General features: G+C 69.9%; 12 protein-coding genes, 1 pseudogene and 1 riboswitch. Of the genes and pseudogenes, 4 read left to right on the plus strand and 9 right to left on the minus strand.

Annotated elements, in window-relative coordinates:
* Positions 1–16: 16 nt before the first annotated feature.
* Positions 17–979, minus strand: a complete 963-nt coding sequence (locus ACH4LD_RS27235) for a GlxA family transcriptional regulator (RefSeq protein ID WP_398056120.1) — start codon at positions 977–979, stop codon at positions 17–19.
* 92 nt (positions 980–1,071) lie between these two features.
* Between ACH4LD_RS27235 and ACH4LD_RS27240 the strand changes: the two genes are divergently transcribed.
* Both ACH4LD_RS27240 and ACH4LD_RS27245 read left to right on the plus strand, forming a co-directional pair.
* Positions 1,072–1,287: a hypothetical protein gene (locus tag ACH4LD_RS27240; RefSeq protein WP_132788576.1), complete on the plus strand. Its 216-nt coding sequence runs from the start codon at positions 1,072–1,074 to the stop codon at positions 1,285–1,287.
* Positions 1,288–1,356: 69 nt separating this feature from the next.
* Complete coding sequence (locus tag ACH4LD_RS27245; protein ID WP_398056119.1) at positions 1,357–2,142, plus strand: hypothetical protein; 786 nt, start codon at positions 1,357–1,359, stop codon at positions 2,140–2,142.
* A gap of 7 nt (positions 2,143–2,149) precedes the next feature.
* Here the strand turns inward: ACH4LD_RS27245 and ACH4LD_RS27250 are convergent, their stop codons facing one another.
* The 3 genes and pseudogenes from ACH4LD_RS27250 to ACH4LD_RS27260 form a co-directional block, all read right to left on the minus strand.
* Positions 2,150–3,163, minus strand: a complete 1,014-nt coding sequence (locus tag ACH4LD_RS27250; RefSeq protein ID WP_398056118.1) for a ribonucleotide-diphosphate reductase subunit beta — start codon at positions 3,161–3,163, stop codon at positions 2,150–2,152.
* Positions 3,163–5,538, minus strand: coding sequence for a ribonucleoside-diphosphate reductase subunit alpha (locus tag ACH4LD_RS27255; protein WP_398056117.1), 2,376 nt, complete (start codon positions 5,536–5,538; stop codon positions 3,163–3,165). The genes ACH4LD_RS27250 and ACH4LD_RS27255 overlap by 1 nt, the downstream gene beginning before the upstream one ends.
* A 122-nt stretch (positions 5,539–5,660) precedes the next feature.
* Positions 5,661–5,816: riboswitch (cobalamin riboswitch) on the minus strand.
* A 22-nt stretch (positions 5,817–5,838) separates the two neighbouring features.
* Positions 5,839–6,197, minus strand: a pseudogene (locus tag ACH4LD_RS27260) (GNAT family N-acetyltransferase); the annotation flags it as partial.
* Between the two features lie 152 nt (positions 6,198–6,349).
* Here ACH4LD_RS27260 and ACH4LD_RS27265 point away from each other — a divergent pair.
* Entirely contained in the window at positions 6,350–9,970 is a 3,621-nt protein-coding gene (locus ACH4LD_RS27265) for an ATP-binding protein (protein ID WP_398056116.1), read from the plus strand.
* A gap of 20 nt (positions 9,971–9,990) precedes the next feature.
* Here ACH4LD_RS27265 and mctP read toward each other — a convergent pair whose 3' ends face one another.
* The 5 genes from mctP to ACH4LD_RS27290 form a co-directional block, all read right to left on the minus strand.
* The gene (mctP, locus tag ACH4LD_RS27270) at positions 9,991–11,619 is read right to left on the minus strand and encodes a monocarboxylate uptake permease MctP (protein ID WP_398056115.1); all 1,629 of its coding nucleotides are present in this window, start codon (positions 11,617–11,619) and stop codon (positions 9,991–9,993) included.
* Entirely contained in the window at positions 11,616–11,879 is a 264-nt protein-coding gene (locus tag ACH4LD_RS27275) for a DUF3311 domain-containing protein (protein ID WP_207928520.1), read from the minus strand. Before ACH4LD_RS27275 ends, mctP begins: the two co-directional genes overlap by 4 nt.
* 137 nt (positions 11,880–12,016) lie before the next feature.
* A complete protein-coding gene (locus ACH4LD_RS27280; protein ID WP_398056114.1) occupies positions 12,017–12,778 on the minus strand; it encodes a GntR family transcriptional regulator in 762 nt (253 codons plus the stop codon).
* 231 nt (positions 12,779–13,009) lie between these two features.
* On the minus strand, positions 13,010–13,795 hold the full coding sequence (nagB, locus tag ACH4LD_RS27285; RefSeq protein ID WP_398056113.1) for a glucosamine-6-phosphate deaminase: 786 nt from the start codon (positions 13,793–13,795) through the stop codon (positions 13,010–13,012).
* A gap of 211 nt (positions 13,796–14,006) precedes the next feature.
* Positions 14,007–14,759 carry an SDR family oxidoreductase gene (locus tag ACH4LD_RS27290; protein WP_398056112.1) on the minus strand — a complete coding sequence of 251 codons (753 nt, stop codon included), beginning with the start codon at positions 14,757–14,759 and terminating at the stop codon, positions 14,007–14,009.
* 93 nt (positions 14,760–14,852) lie between these two features.
* Between ACH4LD_RS27290 and ACH4LD_RS27295 the strand changes: the two genes are divergently transcribed.
* Positions 14,853–15,482, plus strand: a complete 630-nt coding sequence (locus tag ACH4LD_RS27295) for a TetR/AcrR family transcriptional regulator (RefSeq protein WP_398056111.1) — start codon at positions 14,853–14,855, stop codon at positions 15,480–15,482.
* Positions 15,483–15,557: the final 75 nt, after the last annotated feature.

The raw sequence follows: 15,557 nt of genomic DNA on the forward strand, positions 1-15,557 counted from the left end.
TGGTACCGGCGTGCGCTCAGGCGGCCTCAGGGCCCCGGAACGCGCGCCGGTAGGCGTTCGGGGTCGTCCCCAGCGCCCGGACGAACTGGTGGCGCAGCGCGGCGGCCGTACCGAACCCGGTGCGCCAGGCGATGGCGTCCATGGTCTCGTCCGTGCCCTCCAGCAACTCCTGTGCCAGCAGCACCCGTTGGCGAAGGATCCACCGGTACGGCGTGGTCCCCGTCTCCTGCTGGAAGCGCCGGGCGAAGGTGCGCGGCGCCATATGGGCGCGGGCGGCGAGCTGCTCGACGGTCACCTCCTGGTCGAGGTGGGCCTCCATCCAGGCGAGCACCTCCCCGACCGTGTCGCAGGGCGCCTTCGGCAGGGGCCGCTCGATGAACTGCGCCTGCCCGCCGTCCCGGTGCGGCGGCACCACCATCCGACGGGCGATCTTGTTGGCCACCTCCGGCCCCTGCTCCTTGCGCACGAGATGCAGACAGGCGTCGATCCCGGCGGCGGTGCCGGCCGAGGTGATGACCGGGTCCTCGTCCACGTACAGCACGTCCGGCTCGACCGTGAGCCGCGGATAGCGCCGGGCCAGTTGCTCGGCGTTGTGCCAGTGCGCCGCGCACCGCCGTCCGTCGAGCAGCCCGGCCGCGGCCAGCACGAACACCCCGGAGCAGACGCTGAGCACCCGGGTGCCCCGGTCCACGGCCCGCCGCAGCGCCGCCAGCAGCTCCTCCGGATACTCGCGCTGTGTGTAGGTCTCACCGGCCGGTACGGCGATCAGATCGGCCTCTTCCAGCCGCTCCAGGCCGTACGGCGTGGACACGGTGAACCCGCAGTGGGTGCTCAGTTCGGGCCCCTCCGCCGACACCACGGCGAAGTCGTACACGGGCAGCCCGTCGTCGCTGCGGTCGATGCCGAAAACCTCGCACACGACACCCAGCTCGAAGGGATGCACCCCGTCCAGCAGCACGGCGGCCACGTTCTTCAGCATGCTGCCAGTGTGCCTCGGCAGTGGCAGTAATTCGAGCCTCTACGGCAGTCCTGCCACTCCCGGTAAGGGGTGTCCGGCGCGACAGTGGTGTCATGAACGGAAACCAGATCGAAGGCCTGATCGGAATGATCGTCACCCTCGGGATCCTGGTCCTCCTGGTCCTCCCGTCCGTGCTCGGCATCGTGCGCGACCGGCGCATCGACCGCCAGCTCAGGGCGGCCGAGCGGCCGGGGACACCCGGGCCCACCGAACCGGTACAAGAGCCCCAGCCCCGCAGGAGCCGCCACGGTGCGGCCCGTCCCGCCTGACGGAAACCGTGTGCGGGGCCTGTCCGCCCGCTGTGTAACCTCTCCTCTCACATCACAAGGGGAGGGAACATGCGAGGCAGAACGGCTCGAACGGCCTGGGCCCTGGCGGGCGGGGCCGCGGCCCTGACGCTGCTGACGGCGACGGGTGCCCACGCTGAGGGCAGGGGAGACATCCGCGTCGTGAAGACCGTCGTCAACAAGGGCGGGAACGTGATCGTCGGGACATCGAAGAAGGTCACGTTCCCCATCGACCTCACGATCAAGGACAACTCGGGTGTGAAGGGGGTGACCGATGCCAGCACCTTCAACACGACCTACGGCTGGGGCTTCTTCGAGCGGGCCGGCACCTCGTGCGTGAAGAAGTCCCACACCACGTCGGTGTGCACGGTCATGATGACGGTCGCCCCGGCCTGGATCCGCGACAGCGACGACATGGACAGCAACAAGCTGGCCGGCGTCTGGCAGGTCAACGCCACCGTCAAGGCGAACGACGGTGACTACTGGATCTCCGACCGGATCGCCGAGTACAAGGTGAAGCGGGCCTCGCGGCTGACCACGGACGCCTCGCCCGAGCCCGTCGCCAAGGGTGCCAAGCTGACCGTCACCGGCAAGCTGTCCCGGGCGAACTGGGAGGACCTGAAGTACCACGGGTTCACCGGGCAGGACGTCAAGCTCCAGTTCAAGGCGGTCGGCGCCGCCCAGTACCGCACGGTGAAGACCGTGCGCACGGGCGACGCCGGAAAGCTCAGCACCAAGGTCACCGCCACCGCGGCGGGGAGCTGGCGCTGGTACTTCCCCGGCACGACGACGACCGCGCGGGTCGTGTCGGCCGGGGACGCGGTGAAGCTGAAGTAACGGCCGGTCAGAAGTCCTCGTCCAGGTCGACGGTGCCCTCCACCGCGACCTGGTAGGCCGAGGGGCGGCGTTCGAAGAAGTTGGTGAGTTCCTGGACGCCCTGGAGTTCCATGAAGGAGAAGGGGTTCTCGGAGCCGTAGAGGGGGGCGAAGCCGAGGCGGGTGAGGCGCTGGTCGGCGACGCATTCGAGGTACTGCCGCATGGAGTCGGTGTTCATGCCGGGCAGGCCGTCGCCGCACAGGTCGCGGGCGAACTGGAGCTCGGCTTCGACGGCTTCCCGCAGCATGTCGGTGACCTGTTGCCGGAGCTGGTCGTCGAAGAGGTCGGGTTCTTCCTTGCGGACGGTGTCGACGACGTCGAACGCGAAGCTCATGTGCATGGTCTCGTCGCGGAAGACCCAGTTGGTGCCGGTGGCGAGACCGTGCAGCAGGCCGCGGCTGCGGAACCAGTAGACGTAGGCGAAGGCGCCGTAGAAGAAGAGTCCTTCGATGCAGGCGGCGAAGCAGATGAGGTTGAGCAGGAAGCGGCGGCGGTCCGCTTGGGTCTCCAGGCGGTCGATCTTCTCGACCTCGTTGATCCACTTGAAGCAGAACTCGGCCTTCTCGCGGATGGAGGGGATGTTCTCCACGGCGGCGAAGGCGGCGGCGCGGTCGTCGGGGTCGGGGAGGTAGGTGTCCAGGAGGGTCAGGTAGAACTGGACGTGGACGGCCTCCTCGAACAGCTGCCGCGACAGGTAGAGCCGCGCCTCCGGCGAGTTGATGTGCTTGTACAGCGTCAGCACCAGGTTGTTCGCGACGATCGAGTCGCCCGTCGCGAAGAACGCCACCAGCCGGCCGATGAGGTGCTGTTCTTCGGGCGTCAGCTTCGCGAGGTCGGCGACGTCCGAGTGGAGGTCCACCTCCTCCACGGTCCAGGTGTTCTTGATGGCGTCCCGGTAACGCTCGTAGAAGTCGGGGTAGCGCATCGGGCGGAGCGTCAGTTCGAAGCCCGGGTCGAGCAGGTTCTGGTTTCGGGTGGTCATTACTGGCAGGCCTCGCAGGACTCGGGGTTTTCCAGGGAGCAGGCGATCGCGTCGGGGTCGGCGGCCTGCTGCACGGGGATGGGCTTGGCGGCCTGCGCCTGGCCCTGGGCGGCGCGGGCGATGCGCGTCGCCGGGCGGGAGCGCAGGTAGTACGTCGTCTTCAGGCCGGACTTCCAGGCGTAGGCGTACATCGAGGAGAGCTTGCCGATCGTCGGCGTCTCCATGAAGAGGTTGAGGGACTGCGCCTGGTCGAGGAAGGGGGTGCGGGCTGCGGCCATGTCGATCAGGCCGCGCTGGGGGATCTCCCAGGCCGTGCGGTACAGGGCGCGGACGTCCTCGGGGATCCAGGGGAAGTCCTGGATGGAGCCGTTGGAGTCGCGCAGGGCTTCGCGGGTGCGGGCGTCCCAGACACCGAGGTTCTTCAGGTCCTGCACGAGGTAGGAGTTGACCTGGAGGAACTCACCCGAGAGCGTCTCGCGCTTGAACAGGTTGGAGACCTGCGGCTCGATGCACTCGTACACCCCAGCGATCGACGCGATCGTGGCCGTCGGCGCGATCGCGAGGAGCAGCGCGTTGCGCATGCCCGTCTGTGCGATCCGCTCGCGGAGAGCGTTCCAGCGCTCGGGCCAGGACAGCTCGACGTCGTAGTGGTCGGGGTGGAGGACGCCCCGGGCGGTGCGGGTCTTCTCCCAGGCGGGCAGGGGGCCGTTGCGCTCGGCGAGGTCGGCGGAGGTCTCGTAGGCGGCGAGCATGATCCGCTCGGCGATCCGCGTGGAGAGGGCCTTGGCCTCGGGGGAGTCGAAGGGCAGGCGCAGTGCGAAGAAGACGTCCTGCAGGCCCATCGCGCCCAGGCCGACCGGGCGCCACTTGGCGTTGGAGCGGCCCGCCTGCTCGGTGGGGTAGAAGTTGATGTCGACCACGCGGTCCAGGAAGGTGACGGCCGTGCGGACGGTCTCGTCCAGCCGTTCCCAGTCGATGTCACCGGTCGCCGCATCCACGAAGGCGCCGAGGTTGACCGAGCCCAGGTTGCAGACGGCGGTCTCGCCGTCGTTGGTGACTTCGAGGATTTCGGTGCAGAGGTTGGAGGAGTGGATGACGTTGCCGGGTTCGGCGGTCTGGTTGGCGGTGCGGTTGGCGGCGTCCTTGAAGGTCATCCAGCCGTTGCCGGTCTGGGCGAGGGTGCGCATCATGCGGCCGTACAGGTCGCGGGCCGCGATGGTCTTCTTCGCCAGGCCCGCCGCCTCGGCCCTGCGGTAGGCGGTGTCGAACTCCTCGCCCCACAGGTCGACCAGCTCGGGGACGTCGGCGGGGGAGAACAGCGACCACTGTTCGTCGGCGTTGACCCGGCGCATGAACTCGTCCGGGATCCAGTGCGCGAGGTTGAGGTTGTGGGTGCGGCGGGCGTCCTCACCGGTGTTGTCCCGCAGCTCCAGGAACTCCTCGATGTCGGAGTGCCAGGTCTCCAGGTAGACCGCTGCCGCGCCCTTGCGCCGGCCGCCCTGGTTCACCGCGGCCACGGAGGCGTCCAGGGTCTTCAGGAACGGCACGATCCCGTTGGAGTGCCCGTTCGTGCCCCGGATCAGCGAACCGCGCGAGCGGATGCGGGAGTAGGACAGGCCGATGCCGCCGGCGTGCTTCGACAGCCGGGCGACCTGGTGATAGCGGTCGTAGATGGAGTCCAGCTCGTCCAGGGGCGAGTCGAGCAGGTAGCAGGACGACATCTGTGGGTGCCGCGTACCGGAGTTGAAGAGGGTGGGGGAGGACGGCAGGTAGTCCAGGCGGCTCATCAGCCCGTACAGGGCCGCGACTTCGTCCACGGAGCGGGGCGTGTCGTCCTCCGCCAGTCCGCTCGCCACGCGCAGCAGGAAGTCCTGGGGCGTCTCCACGACCTTGCGGGTGACCGGGTGGCGCAGCAGGTAGCGGCTGTGCAGGGTGCGCAGGCCGAAGTAGCCGAACCGGTCGTCGGCCGTGCGGTCGACCAGCGCGTCGAGGCGCTCGGCGTGCAGTCGCACGAACTCGGCGGTGCGGTCGGCGATCAGGCCCTCGCGGTGGCCGACCGCGACGGACCCGGTGAAGGACGTCACGCCCTGCGAGGCGGCCTCGTCCCGGATGGCCAGGGTCAGCAGCCGGGCGGCCAGCCTGGAGTAGGCGGGGTCCTCGGAGATGAGCCCGGCGGCAGCCTCCGTGGCCAGCTCCCGCAGCTCCGCCTCGTCGGCCCGAGCGGACCGGCCGCGCAGCGCGGCGGCGGCGACCCGCCCCGGGTCGGCGTCAGGCAGGTCGGCGGTCAGCTCGGTCAGGGTCCGCAGCAGCGCGGCACCGGGACCGTCGGTCTCCAGCTCGCTGACTGAAGCCGGGTCGGCTGGCGCGATGGTCACGTGGGGCTCTCCCTCGCTCGGCACGGGGCCTGGCGGAAGGCAGGGGCAGCCACGAGCGCGCACGGCGTCGCGTCCACCGGCCCACTCCACGAGGCCCGGACGTCAGAACCACCCGGGCCTGGGCGGCCGGGTGCACCGCCGGCAGGTCTTCGGACTCGACACCGCGTGCGGGGGCACGCGAGTACACCGTTGCGGGACAGTTCCGGATTCGCACCGGATTCCCCTGCGACGACAGCGAGACAGAGCATACATCTAGTGCCGGGCTGCCATGGCACCCCCAGATGTAGTGTCGACCCGGCCTCAGAGGGTCAACTCGTACGCGAGGAGTGCGATGTCGTCCCGGCCCGGGAGGGGATGCCGGTCCCGCTCGGGGGCGCGGACGAAACCGAGGCGGGCGTGGATGCGGTGGGCGGTGTGCGTGGTCCGCCGGGTGGGGAGGACCACGCGCACCCGGCCCGCGGTGGCCCGCGCGCTCGACGCGGGCCCGCACCAGCGGCCTCGCCGGCACCTGGCCCCGGGCCGCCGGGGTGACCGCGAGCAGCCGGATCTCTGCCTCTCCCGGGCCCGCGATGTCGGTCATGGGGCCACCGGCGCGGACGAAGGTGCCCCACCAGGAGGACGCCGTCACGAACGGCCGCGAGGACCTCCGCGGCGCCGGCCCACCGAGTCCGCCCGGGGGACACGGCGAGGATCCCTCGGAATCCGACGGGGCGCCTGCCGGGTTGCGGGGCGGAATGCCCATGTTTTCATGGAAGTAGGTGCTTCGTGGGGTCCTCCGTGCCGAAAGCTGGTCTCGGAAGGAGAACGCACCATGACGCGCATCGTCCGTCACCCACCAGGCAAGGAGCGGCCACGCAACGCGCCGATGGCGACGCTGTACGCGAGACGGGCGTGGCGCCGGGTCAGACGATTCCTCCTGGCCTACTGGCACCATCTGACCATCAGGTCGGAGGCCCGCCTCGACACCACCCGCCCCCGGAACTGGCGCAGATGGGCCTCGTACACCAACGTGAACCGGGTTGTCTGGGCCCTTGCCGCGCTCACCGTCCTCGCGTGGGTCGGCGAGGGCGTGTACATCCTGATCTCGCACCACACGACGGGGTTCGAGTCGTGGCGGAAGAACAACCAGGGCTTCGACGCCCTTCTCCGCTTCGTCGGTCCGGTCCTCTCCGCTTCGATCGCCGCCGCCCTCTTCCTGTTCTTCTGGTACTGGTGGACCAAGCGGCGCTACCTCGCGAAGGCGCGCAAGCACCCTCGCAGACTGGTGCCCACCGCCGGCCCCGACATCGCCGAGATCGTGGGCCGCGAGGAGATCGTCCGGGTCCTCGCCCAACGGCTGCGGCAGCGTGACACCCGCAGGCCGTATCTGCTCGTCGGCGGTGTGGGCACGGGCAAGACGGCCGTTCTGGTGCGGCTCACCGAACTGCTCGCCCGGCAGCACGCCGTTCCCGTGCCGATCCGGCTGCGGGACGCCACCGGCGCCGATCTCAACTTCGAGCGCATGGCCAGGGAACGGTTCGCCGAGGAAGCGCCCCGCGGCATCCTGGCACGCACCAAGAACGACCGGGTCTGGCAGCAACTGCTCGCCGACGACAAGGTGGTCGTCATCGCCGACGGCCTGGAGGAGGCGGTCCTCGACGAGCGCCTCCAGGAGGACAGGGACAACATCATCCGCCGGGCCATCGAGCGCGCCCACGAGGACAAACTGCCGCTGGTCATCGCGTCCCGGCCGCACAGTCCGCTGGAGAGCACCCCCGCCGCGATCGTGGAGCTGGAACCGCTCAGCGAGGAGGAGGCGCTGTACTTCGTCGAGGCCCGGATCCCGGAGACGGACGAGCGCCGCGTGGACTGGATCGTGGAGACCGCGGAGGTCACGGAGTCGCCCATCTATCTGCAGATCGCCCGCGAACTGCACCACCACGGAGACCTGGAACGCGACCGTCCGCGCATCGACAAGGACCGGCTGGACACCCGTAGCTGGGACCGCAGCACGCTGCGGCTGTGGCTGCTGGAGACATGGGATCTCGCCGTGCGGGAGGGCCGACTGCGCGGGGAGGTCGAGCTGGACCCGCCGGAGCGCCGCGACACGCTGGAGGTGGTCTCCGCACTCGCCTGCGCAGGACTGCTCCAGGACAAGCTGGAGGTCGGCTTCGCCGAGCTGCTGGACGACGACGTACACCCCGGTCCGGCACGGCGGACTCGGGCCCGGGCGGAGCACCTGTGGGCCAAGAGACCCCGTTTCGACCAGTACGACAAGCGGGGAAACGCCTTCACGGAGTGGCACCGGGAGCGGATCTGGGACACGCTCTGCGCCCATCTGAGCCAGGAACAGAGAGAGCGTCTGACCAAGGGCGACATGGGCCAGTGCCAGACCGCGCTCGCCCACTTGGCGGCCAACGCGAACAAGCTCCAGCTGGTGGAGAGCTTCGAGAAGAGAGTGCGCTTCCCGCACAGCATCATCCAGGCCTACTTCGGCTTCCGCCTGCTGCGGCACCTCGACGAGCGTGACGCCGGCGAGTTGATCAAGCAGGCGCTGCGGCCGCCGGGCCCCAGCCGCGAGCTGCTCATCGCCGCGGTGCTGCTCTCCCGTCACCGGGCGGCGAAGCTGAAGGCCAAGGGAGGCAGTATGGGGGCCGAATGGCACAAGACCCGGGCCGAGCTGGTGCGGCGCGCCCCCGTGTACGGCCACCCCCTGGCCGAGCGGTTGTTCATGGCCGCGAACCATCGTGCCGACGATCCCAAGGCCCTCGACCTGTACGCGGCGGCCCTGGAGGTCGACAGCGTGGAGCGCCGGCCACGGCTGCTGTGGGACATCGTCGAGCGGGTGCACAGCCGCTGGTCCGACATCAAGGGCGACCGCCGCACCGTCGAGGACGCGAAGCTCGCACTGCTCAAGCAGCTCGGCACGGCACTGCGCGCGGCCTCGGAGAAGACCGACACCATGCAGCTCTACGACCACCTCTTCCACATCGGCAAGGCGGAGCCCTCGTACTCCGTACGCCTGGTGGTCGCCCAGGAGTTCGGCAGCGGCGGGAACGACGCGTTCGCCTTCATCCGGGACAAGATCGGCCTGAACACCGACCCCATCAGGGAGTACAACAACGAGGTCGGCAAGCTGAGAGCCCACAAGAGGGACCGGTACCAGGACTGGACGGGCAGGATGCGGAAGGCGGTGGCCTCCCGTGCCTCCTCGCGGGACCAGTCGTCGGCGGAGGTCGATCGGCTCCAGGAGGAGCGGAAGGAGATCAAGCAGCGGTACCGCAAGGCCCGCGTCGAGCTGTCCAGAGAGTTCATGATGCGCGCCTGGATGCTCCCCATGCTGCTGGGCTCCGTCGACGACGCCCACCGTGACGAGGCCCGGGACCGCCTCACCAAGTGGCTGCGCCACCTCGATCCGAAGGACACGCACGGCAGCCCCGACCTCCCCCTCCCGCTGGAGACCGCGCTGGCCCAGGGCTTCAAGTTCGCGGCCAACCGGCGCAAACGCCACCCCCACTCGTACCCGGGCAGCCGGGCCGATCTGATCCGGCAGGCGGAGACCGTGCTGCAGCAGTCACGTTGCTGGTACACCCAGGTGATGCTGCTTCAGGCGCTGTGCCTGTGGGAGCTCCCGGACAGCGTCGGCCGTCATGAGAAGGACGCGGACAGCGCGGTATGGCGGGAGGACGACGTCGACGGTTCCGGCGAGCCGTCCCGGGCGATCGGCGGGAGCAACGCGGTGCAGACGGTGCAGCGCTGGCTGTCGATGGCGGGCACGGTGAACACGGTGCCCGTCTGGCCCGGCGGCAACGGCGACGCGCCCCAGCGGGTCCTGCATCCGTTCGTCGCCGAGGCGGGCGACCTGGCGGCCATGGCACTGGAGACCGGGCAGCCCGAACGCTTCCTGTGGATCGACGAGAAGACCGTCACCGACAACATCGGCTCGCGCACCGGAAACAGCCGTGGCTACCGCAAGCACAACCTGTGGATCCCGCCCTCCGCCGGCTGGAGCACCCTCGACGGGCGCGCCCAGCGCCTCGTCGCCGACGTGCTGATCATGCTGAACCTGGTCGAGCGGGACGGCTATCCGGGCGAGGTCGAGGAGCGCATGCTCCGCGCCGAGCGGCCGGGCATGCCGCTCCCGCCGTGCATCGGCACGAACCGCGAACCGCTACGGCCCGATCTGCGGCCCGGCACCGCCGCCCCGCCCCCGCCGGGCAGCGCCTGTCTGCCCGACTGCAAGTTCCAGCTCTGCCCGTACCCGCCCCGGGGCGGTGTCCCCCGGGGCGAGATCCGTGAGCCCTTCTGCCGCCAGCAGCAGGTCCTCCTGCCCGGTCCGATACGCCGAAAGCTGCCCAGGACCGTGCACCGCAAGACACCCCCGTGGGTGAGCATGCGAGTCCGTGAACTGGACGGCTTCTGGGACGCGATGGCCGGGCGCACGCGTGACTGAGCGCCCGGCCGGGACGTGGGCTAGTGAGCGCTGCCCGCGGTGGCCGGCGGCAGCTCCACCTGGACACCGGGGTCGCCGGCGTCCGCCGTGTAGTCCTCCGGCTTGGTCTCGTCGATGCCCTCGGGGGCCTTCACGGCCTTCAGCACGACGGTGAGGACCACGGTCACCAGGACGTTCAGGACGAACGCCGTCAGACCGATGTAGCCGATCTCCCCGATGCCGGGGATCTCCTTGGCGTTGCCGCCGAAGTGCTTCTGCGTCGGCGAGGCGATGCCGTAGGCCGCGGCCGTGCCGTAGATCATGCCGACCGCCCAGCCGGCGATGAGCGCCCAGCGGTGGAACCAGCGGGTGAACAGGCCACCCACCAGCGCCGGGAAGGTCTGCAGGATCCAGATGCCGCCCAGGAGCTGGAAGTTGATGGCGACCGTCTTGTCCATGGTGAGGACGAAGACCAGCGCGCCGACCTTCACCAGCAGCGAGACCAGCTTGGAGACCTTGGTCTCCTGCTCCGCCGTCGCGTCGGGCTTGATGAAGTCCTTGTAGATGTTGCGGGTGAAGAGGTTGGCCGCCGCGATGGACATGATCGCCGCCGGGACCAGCGCGCCGATGCCGATCGCCGCGAACGCCACGCCCGCGAACCAGTCCGGGAACATGTCCTCGAACAGCTGCGGGATGGCGAGCTGGCCGTTGGTGACCTTCACGCCGGCCGCGATCGCCATGAAGCCCAGCAGCGCCAGCAGACCCAGCATGAGGGAGTACAGCGGCAGGATCGTGGTGTTGCGGCGGATGACGTCACGGCTCCTGGACGACAGGGTCGCGGTGATCGAGTGCGGGTACATGAACAGCGCGAGCGCGGAGCCGAGCGCCAGCGTGGCGTACGTCCACTGGCTCGCCTCGCCCGGCGCCAGCGCCCCGCGCGGCTTGCCGGTGGCCGGATTCACCTGGCTGAACGCCTCGCCCGCCTTGGCGAAGATGTCGTCGAACCCGCCCAGCTTGATCGGGATGTAGATGATCGCCACCGCGATGACGATGTAGATCAGGGTGTCCTTGACGAAAGCGATCAGGGCGGGGGCGCGCAGACCGGACGAGTAGGTGTAGGCCGCCAGCACACCGAAGGCGATGAGCAGCGGCAGGTCCTTCACGAACCAGTTGGTGTTCTCGCCGCCGCCGACGCCCATCACGTCCAGCACCGCCTGGATGCCGACGAGCTGGAGCGCGATGTACGGCATCGTCGCCAGGATGCCGGTCACCGCCACCGCCAGCGACAGGCCCTTCGAGCCGAACCGGCCGCGCACGAAGTCCGACGTGGTCACGTAGCCGTGCTTGTGCGAGACCGACCACAGACGGGGCAGGAAGGTGAAGATCAGCGGGTACACCAGGATCGTGTACGGCACCGCGAAGAACCCGGCCGCCCCCGCCGCGTAGATCGCCGCCGGTACGGCGACGAAGGTGTATGCCGTGTACAGGTCACCGCCGAGCAGGAACCAGGTGACCCACGTGCCGAAGGACCGGCCGCCCAGACCCCATTCGTCCAGGGAGTGCTCGTTCTCGGCCCTGCGCCAGCGCGCGGCCAGGAAGCCCATGACCGTGACGGCCAGGAAGAAGAAGATGAAGACGCCGAGCGCGACGCCGTTGACGCCGTCCTTCACTTCACCGCACCCCCGTTCGTGTCCTTGCGGGCACGCTGGTCACGCTTCCAGAGCTGGTGCGCCAGAATCGTGAGTGCGGTGGAGATCAGCACCCAGAGCATCTGGTACCAGTAGAAGAACGGGATCCCGATGAACGCGGGATCAGTCTTGGCGTACGAGCCGACCCACAGCATCGCCACGAAGGGCGCGACAAGACACAGGGCGATGACCACCCTGACCGGTGTCACCACCGGTGGTCTCACTTCTGGCGTTTCCGACATGCCACGGCTCCGTCCCCTCGCTGATCACCTGTGTAATGAGCAGGCAATCTAGGTGACGGTGTCGCGGGAGTGGAAGACCTCGTCCGCATATCGGTATATCGATTCAGCGAACGTGCCGGACACGTGCCGGGTGGCGCCTAGTCCGCCGGCCGCTTGAGCCGGGCCACGAACTTGTACCGGTCCCCGCGGTAGACCGAGCGCACCCACTCCACCGGCTTGCCCTCGCGGTCCAGCGAGTGCCGGGAGAGCATCAGCATGGGCAGGCCCACGTCGGTGCCGAGCAGCCCCGCCTCGCGCGGCGTGGCCAGGGAGGTCTCGATGGTCTCCTCGGCCTCGGCGAGGTGGACGTCGTAGACCTCGGCGAGCGCCGTGTACAGGGAGGTGTACTTCACCAGCGAGCGCCTGAGGGCCGGGAAGCGCTTGGCCGACAGATGGGTGGTCTCGATGGCCATCGGCTCGCCGTTGGCCATGCGCAGCCGCTCGATGCGCAGCACGCGCCCGCCGGCCGTGATGTCGAGGAGCTCGGCGAGCCGGTCGTCGGCGGTGACGTACCCGATGTCCAGCAGCTGTGAGGTCGGCTCCAGGCCCTGGGCGCGCATGTCCTCCGTGTAGGAGGTGAGCTGCAGCGCCTGGGAGACCTTGGGCTTGGCCACGAAGGTGCCCTTGCCCTGGATGCGTTCGAGCCGGCCCTCCACGACCAGTTCCTGAAGGGCCTGGCGCACCGTGGTGCGGGAGGTGTCGAACTCGGCGGCCAGCGTGCGCTCGGGCGGGACCGGGGTGCCCGGCGCCTGCGTCTCCGTCATGTCGAGCAGGTGCTTCTTCAAGCGGTAGTACTTCGGCACGCGCGCGGTACGGGTGGTGCCGGCCTGGTTCTCCGCACTGCTGACGTCGGTGCTCATGCTCTGCCTTCCCGGCTCCTGATGCCGAAAGCGACCGACATCCCCATCGGCCACGGCTCACATCGTGGCACGGGTTGTCGTGTCAGCACTCCACCCGCACGCTCCGTGATCTCCTCTATATACCGTTGCGCCCGCTGTTGGTCTAGTCCATCGGGAGGGTGAGCCGGGCGGGAGTCCGTGGGACGCGGGTACCCGCGGGACCTGGCGCGCCCTCCCGTCGGGCGCTGCGGGCTAGAGCCCCTGCCAGTCCGGCTTGTTGGCGTAGGTGTGCCGGAAGTAGTCGGCCAGCTTCAGCTTGGACGCGGCGGCCTCGTCGGTGACCACCGTGGCGTGCGGGTGGAGCTGGAGCGCGGAGGCCGGGCAGACGGCCGCGACGGGGCCCTCCACGGTCGCGGCGACCGCGTCCGCCTTGCCCTCGCCGGTCGCCAGCAGCACCAGGTGGCGGGCCTCCAGGATCGTCCCGATGCCCTGCGTGATGACGTGGTGCGGGACCTGGTCGATGTCGCCGTCGAAGAAGCGGGCGTTGTCGATGCGGGTCTGCTCGGTCAGCGTCTTGATCCGGGTGCGCGAGGCGAGCGAGGAGCACGGTTCGTTGAACCCGATGTGCCCGTCGGTCCCGATGCCGAGCAGTTGCAGGTCCACGCCGCCGGCCTCGGCGAGCGCGCGGTCGTACGCCTCGCACGCGGCCTGGACGTCCTCCGCAGTGCCGTCCGGCCCCATGAACGCCTCCATGCCCACGCCCAGCGGCTCCAGCACCTCGCGGCGCAGCACGGAGCGGTAGGACTCGGGGTGGTCGGCGGGCAGCCCCACGTACTCGTCGAGCTGGGCGATCCGCGCCCGTGAGGCGTCCACGGCGCCGGAGCGCACCTTGGCGGCCAACGCCTGGTAGATGGGCAGCGGGGTGGAGCCGGTGGCCACGCCGAGCAGGGCGTCGGGCTTGCGTCGCAGCAGCTGTGCCATGGCCTCGGCGATCAGCTCGCCGCCCGCCGCGGCGTCCGGAACGATGACAACTTCCACGCTGGGCCTGCCGTTCTGAAGAGGGCTCTGTGCGTCTCTATGTGGTTTAGACCAATCTAACAGTATCGACGTTCGGGGGCGCGGGGAAGACGGGCAGGGGGGCGGGGAAGGGTGCGCGGGAGGAGCGGGCCGAAGTGCCGGTCGGACGGAGCAGGCGGGGGAGGGGCGGGAGAGGTCGCGGAGAGGTCGGGGAGTCCTCACCGGGGAGCTCTCAGGTGAGAGAGCCTCCCGTGGCGTCCAGCCAGTGCCCGGTCACCCAGCGGCCGTCCTCCGAGACCAGGAAGGCCACCGCGTCGGCGATGTCCGCCGGCGTGCCCACCCGGCCCAGCGCCGAGTAGCCGGCCGCCCGCTGCCACGCCTCGTCGCTCGCGCGCAGCCAGGCGGCGTTGACGTCGGTGTCCACGATGCCTGGCGCCACCGAGTTCACCGTGATCCCGCGGGGGCCGAGCACCTTGGACAGGTCCCGGGTGAAGACGTCCAGGGCTGCCTTCGTCATCGAGTACGCCATCAGGTCGGGCATCGCGGCGGTCCGGGAGAGGCCGGAGGATATGGTCACGACCCGCCCGCCGTCCCGCAGCCGCCGAGCTCCGAGCCGGGTGAGGAAGAACGGGGCCTTCACGTTCACCGCGAAGAGCCGGTCGTACTCCTCCTCGTCGATCTCCGCGAACGGGCGGGTGGTGCCGATGCCGGCGTTGTGCACGAGGATGTCCAGCCCGTCCGCGTGCCGGTCGAACTCGGCCCACAGCCGCTCGGCGTCCCCGGGTGTCCCGAGCTCCATCCCGAGCGGGAACGCCGAGCCGCCGGCGGCCTCGACCGCCGCGACCGTCTCCTTCGCGGCGGTCTCGTCGCGCCCGTAGTGCACCGCCACCCGCGCCCCGTCGCGGCCCAGCCGTTCGGCGATCCCCCGCCCGATGCCCCGGCTCGCGCCCGTGACCAGTGCCGTCTTCCCCCTGAGCACGCCCATGTCCGCCCCTCCAGACTTGTCTAGCGGTCGCTACAAAAAAACCGTACACCACCCCGCCGACAATTTTCTAGGGGGCGCTATAAAATAGACGCCATGGCGACGGGTCAGGACACACGAGCGCAGGGCGGCACGGGCCGGACGCGGGGCAGGCCGCGATCCTTCGACCGGGCCACCGCGCTGGAGAAGGCGCTGATGGCCTTCTGGGAGCGCGGGTACGAGGCCACCTCGGTGTCCGACCTCACCCGGCTCATGGGCATCGGCGCGCCCAGTCTGTACGCGGCCTTCGGTGACAAGCGGACCCTCTTCGACGAGGTCGTCCGGGTCTACGCGGGCTCGCACGGCGCCTTCACCGACCGCGCCCTCGCCGAGGAGCCCACGGCCCGGGCGGGCGTCGCCCGCATGCTCCGCGAGGCCGCCGCCGAGTACACCGACCCCTGCCACCCGCACGGCTGCCTGATCGTCCACGCGGCCACCAACTGCACCAGCCCCGAGGTGGAGACGCTGCTGCGGGACATGCGCAACGCCAACATCGCCGCCGTCGAAGCCCGGATCCGGGCGGACATCGCGGCCGGGCTGCTGCCGGCCGGCACCGACGCCGCCGCCCTCGCCCGGCACACCGGCGCGATGATCCAGGGCATGTCCCAGCAGGCCCGCGACGGCGCACGCCGGGAGGAACTGGAAGCACTCGCGGAAATTGCCATGGCCGTCTGGCCCCACGACTGACCCGGGCGGGCTAGGCTGCGTGGCATCGCGTGCCGGTGCTCCCAGGAGCGCGGACGCCCCCCACACCATGGACAC

This window comes from Streptomyces sp. NPDC017676 (assembly GCF_044329325.1).
Classification (GTDB): Bacteria; Actinomycetota; Actinomycetes; order Streptomycetales; family Streptomycetaceae; genus Streptomyces.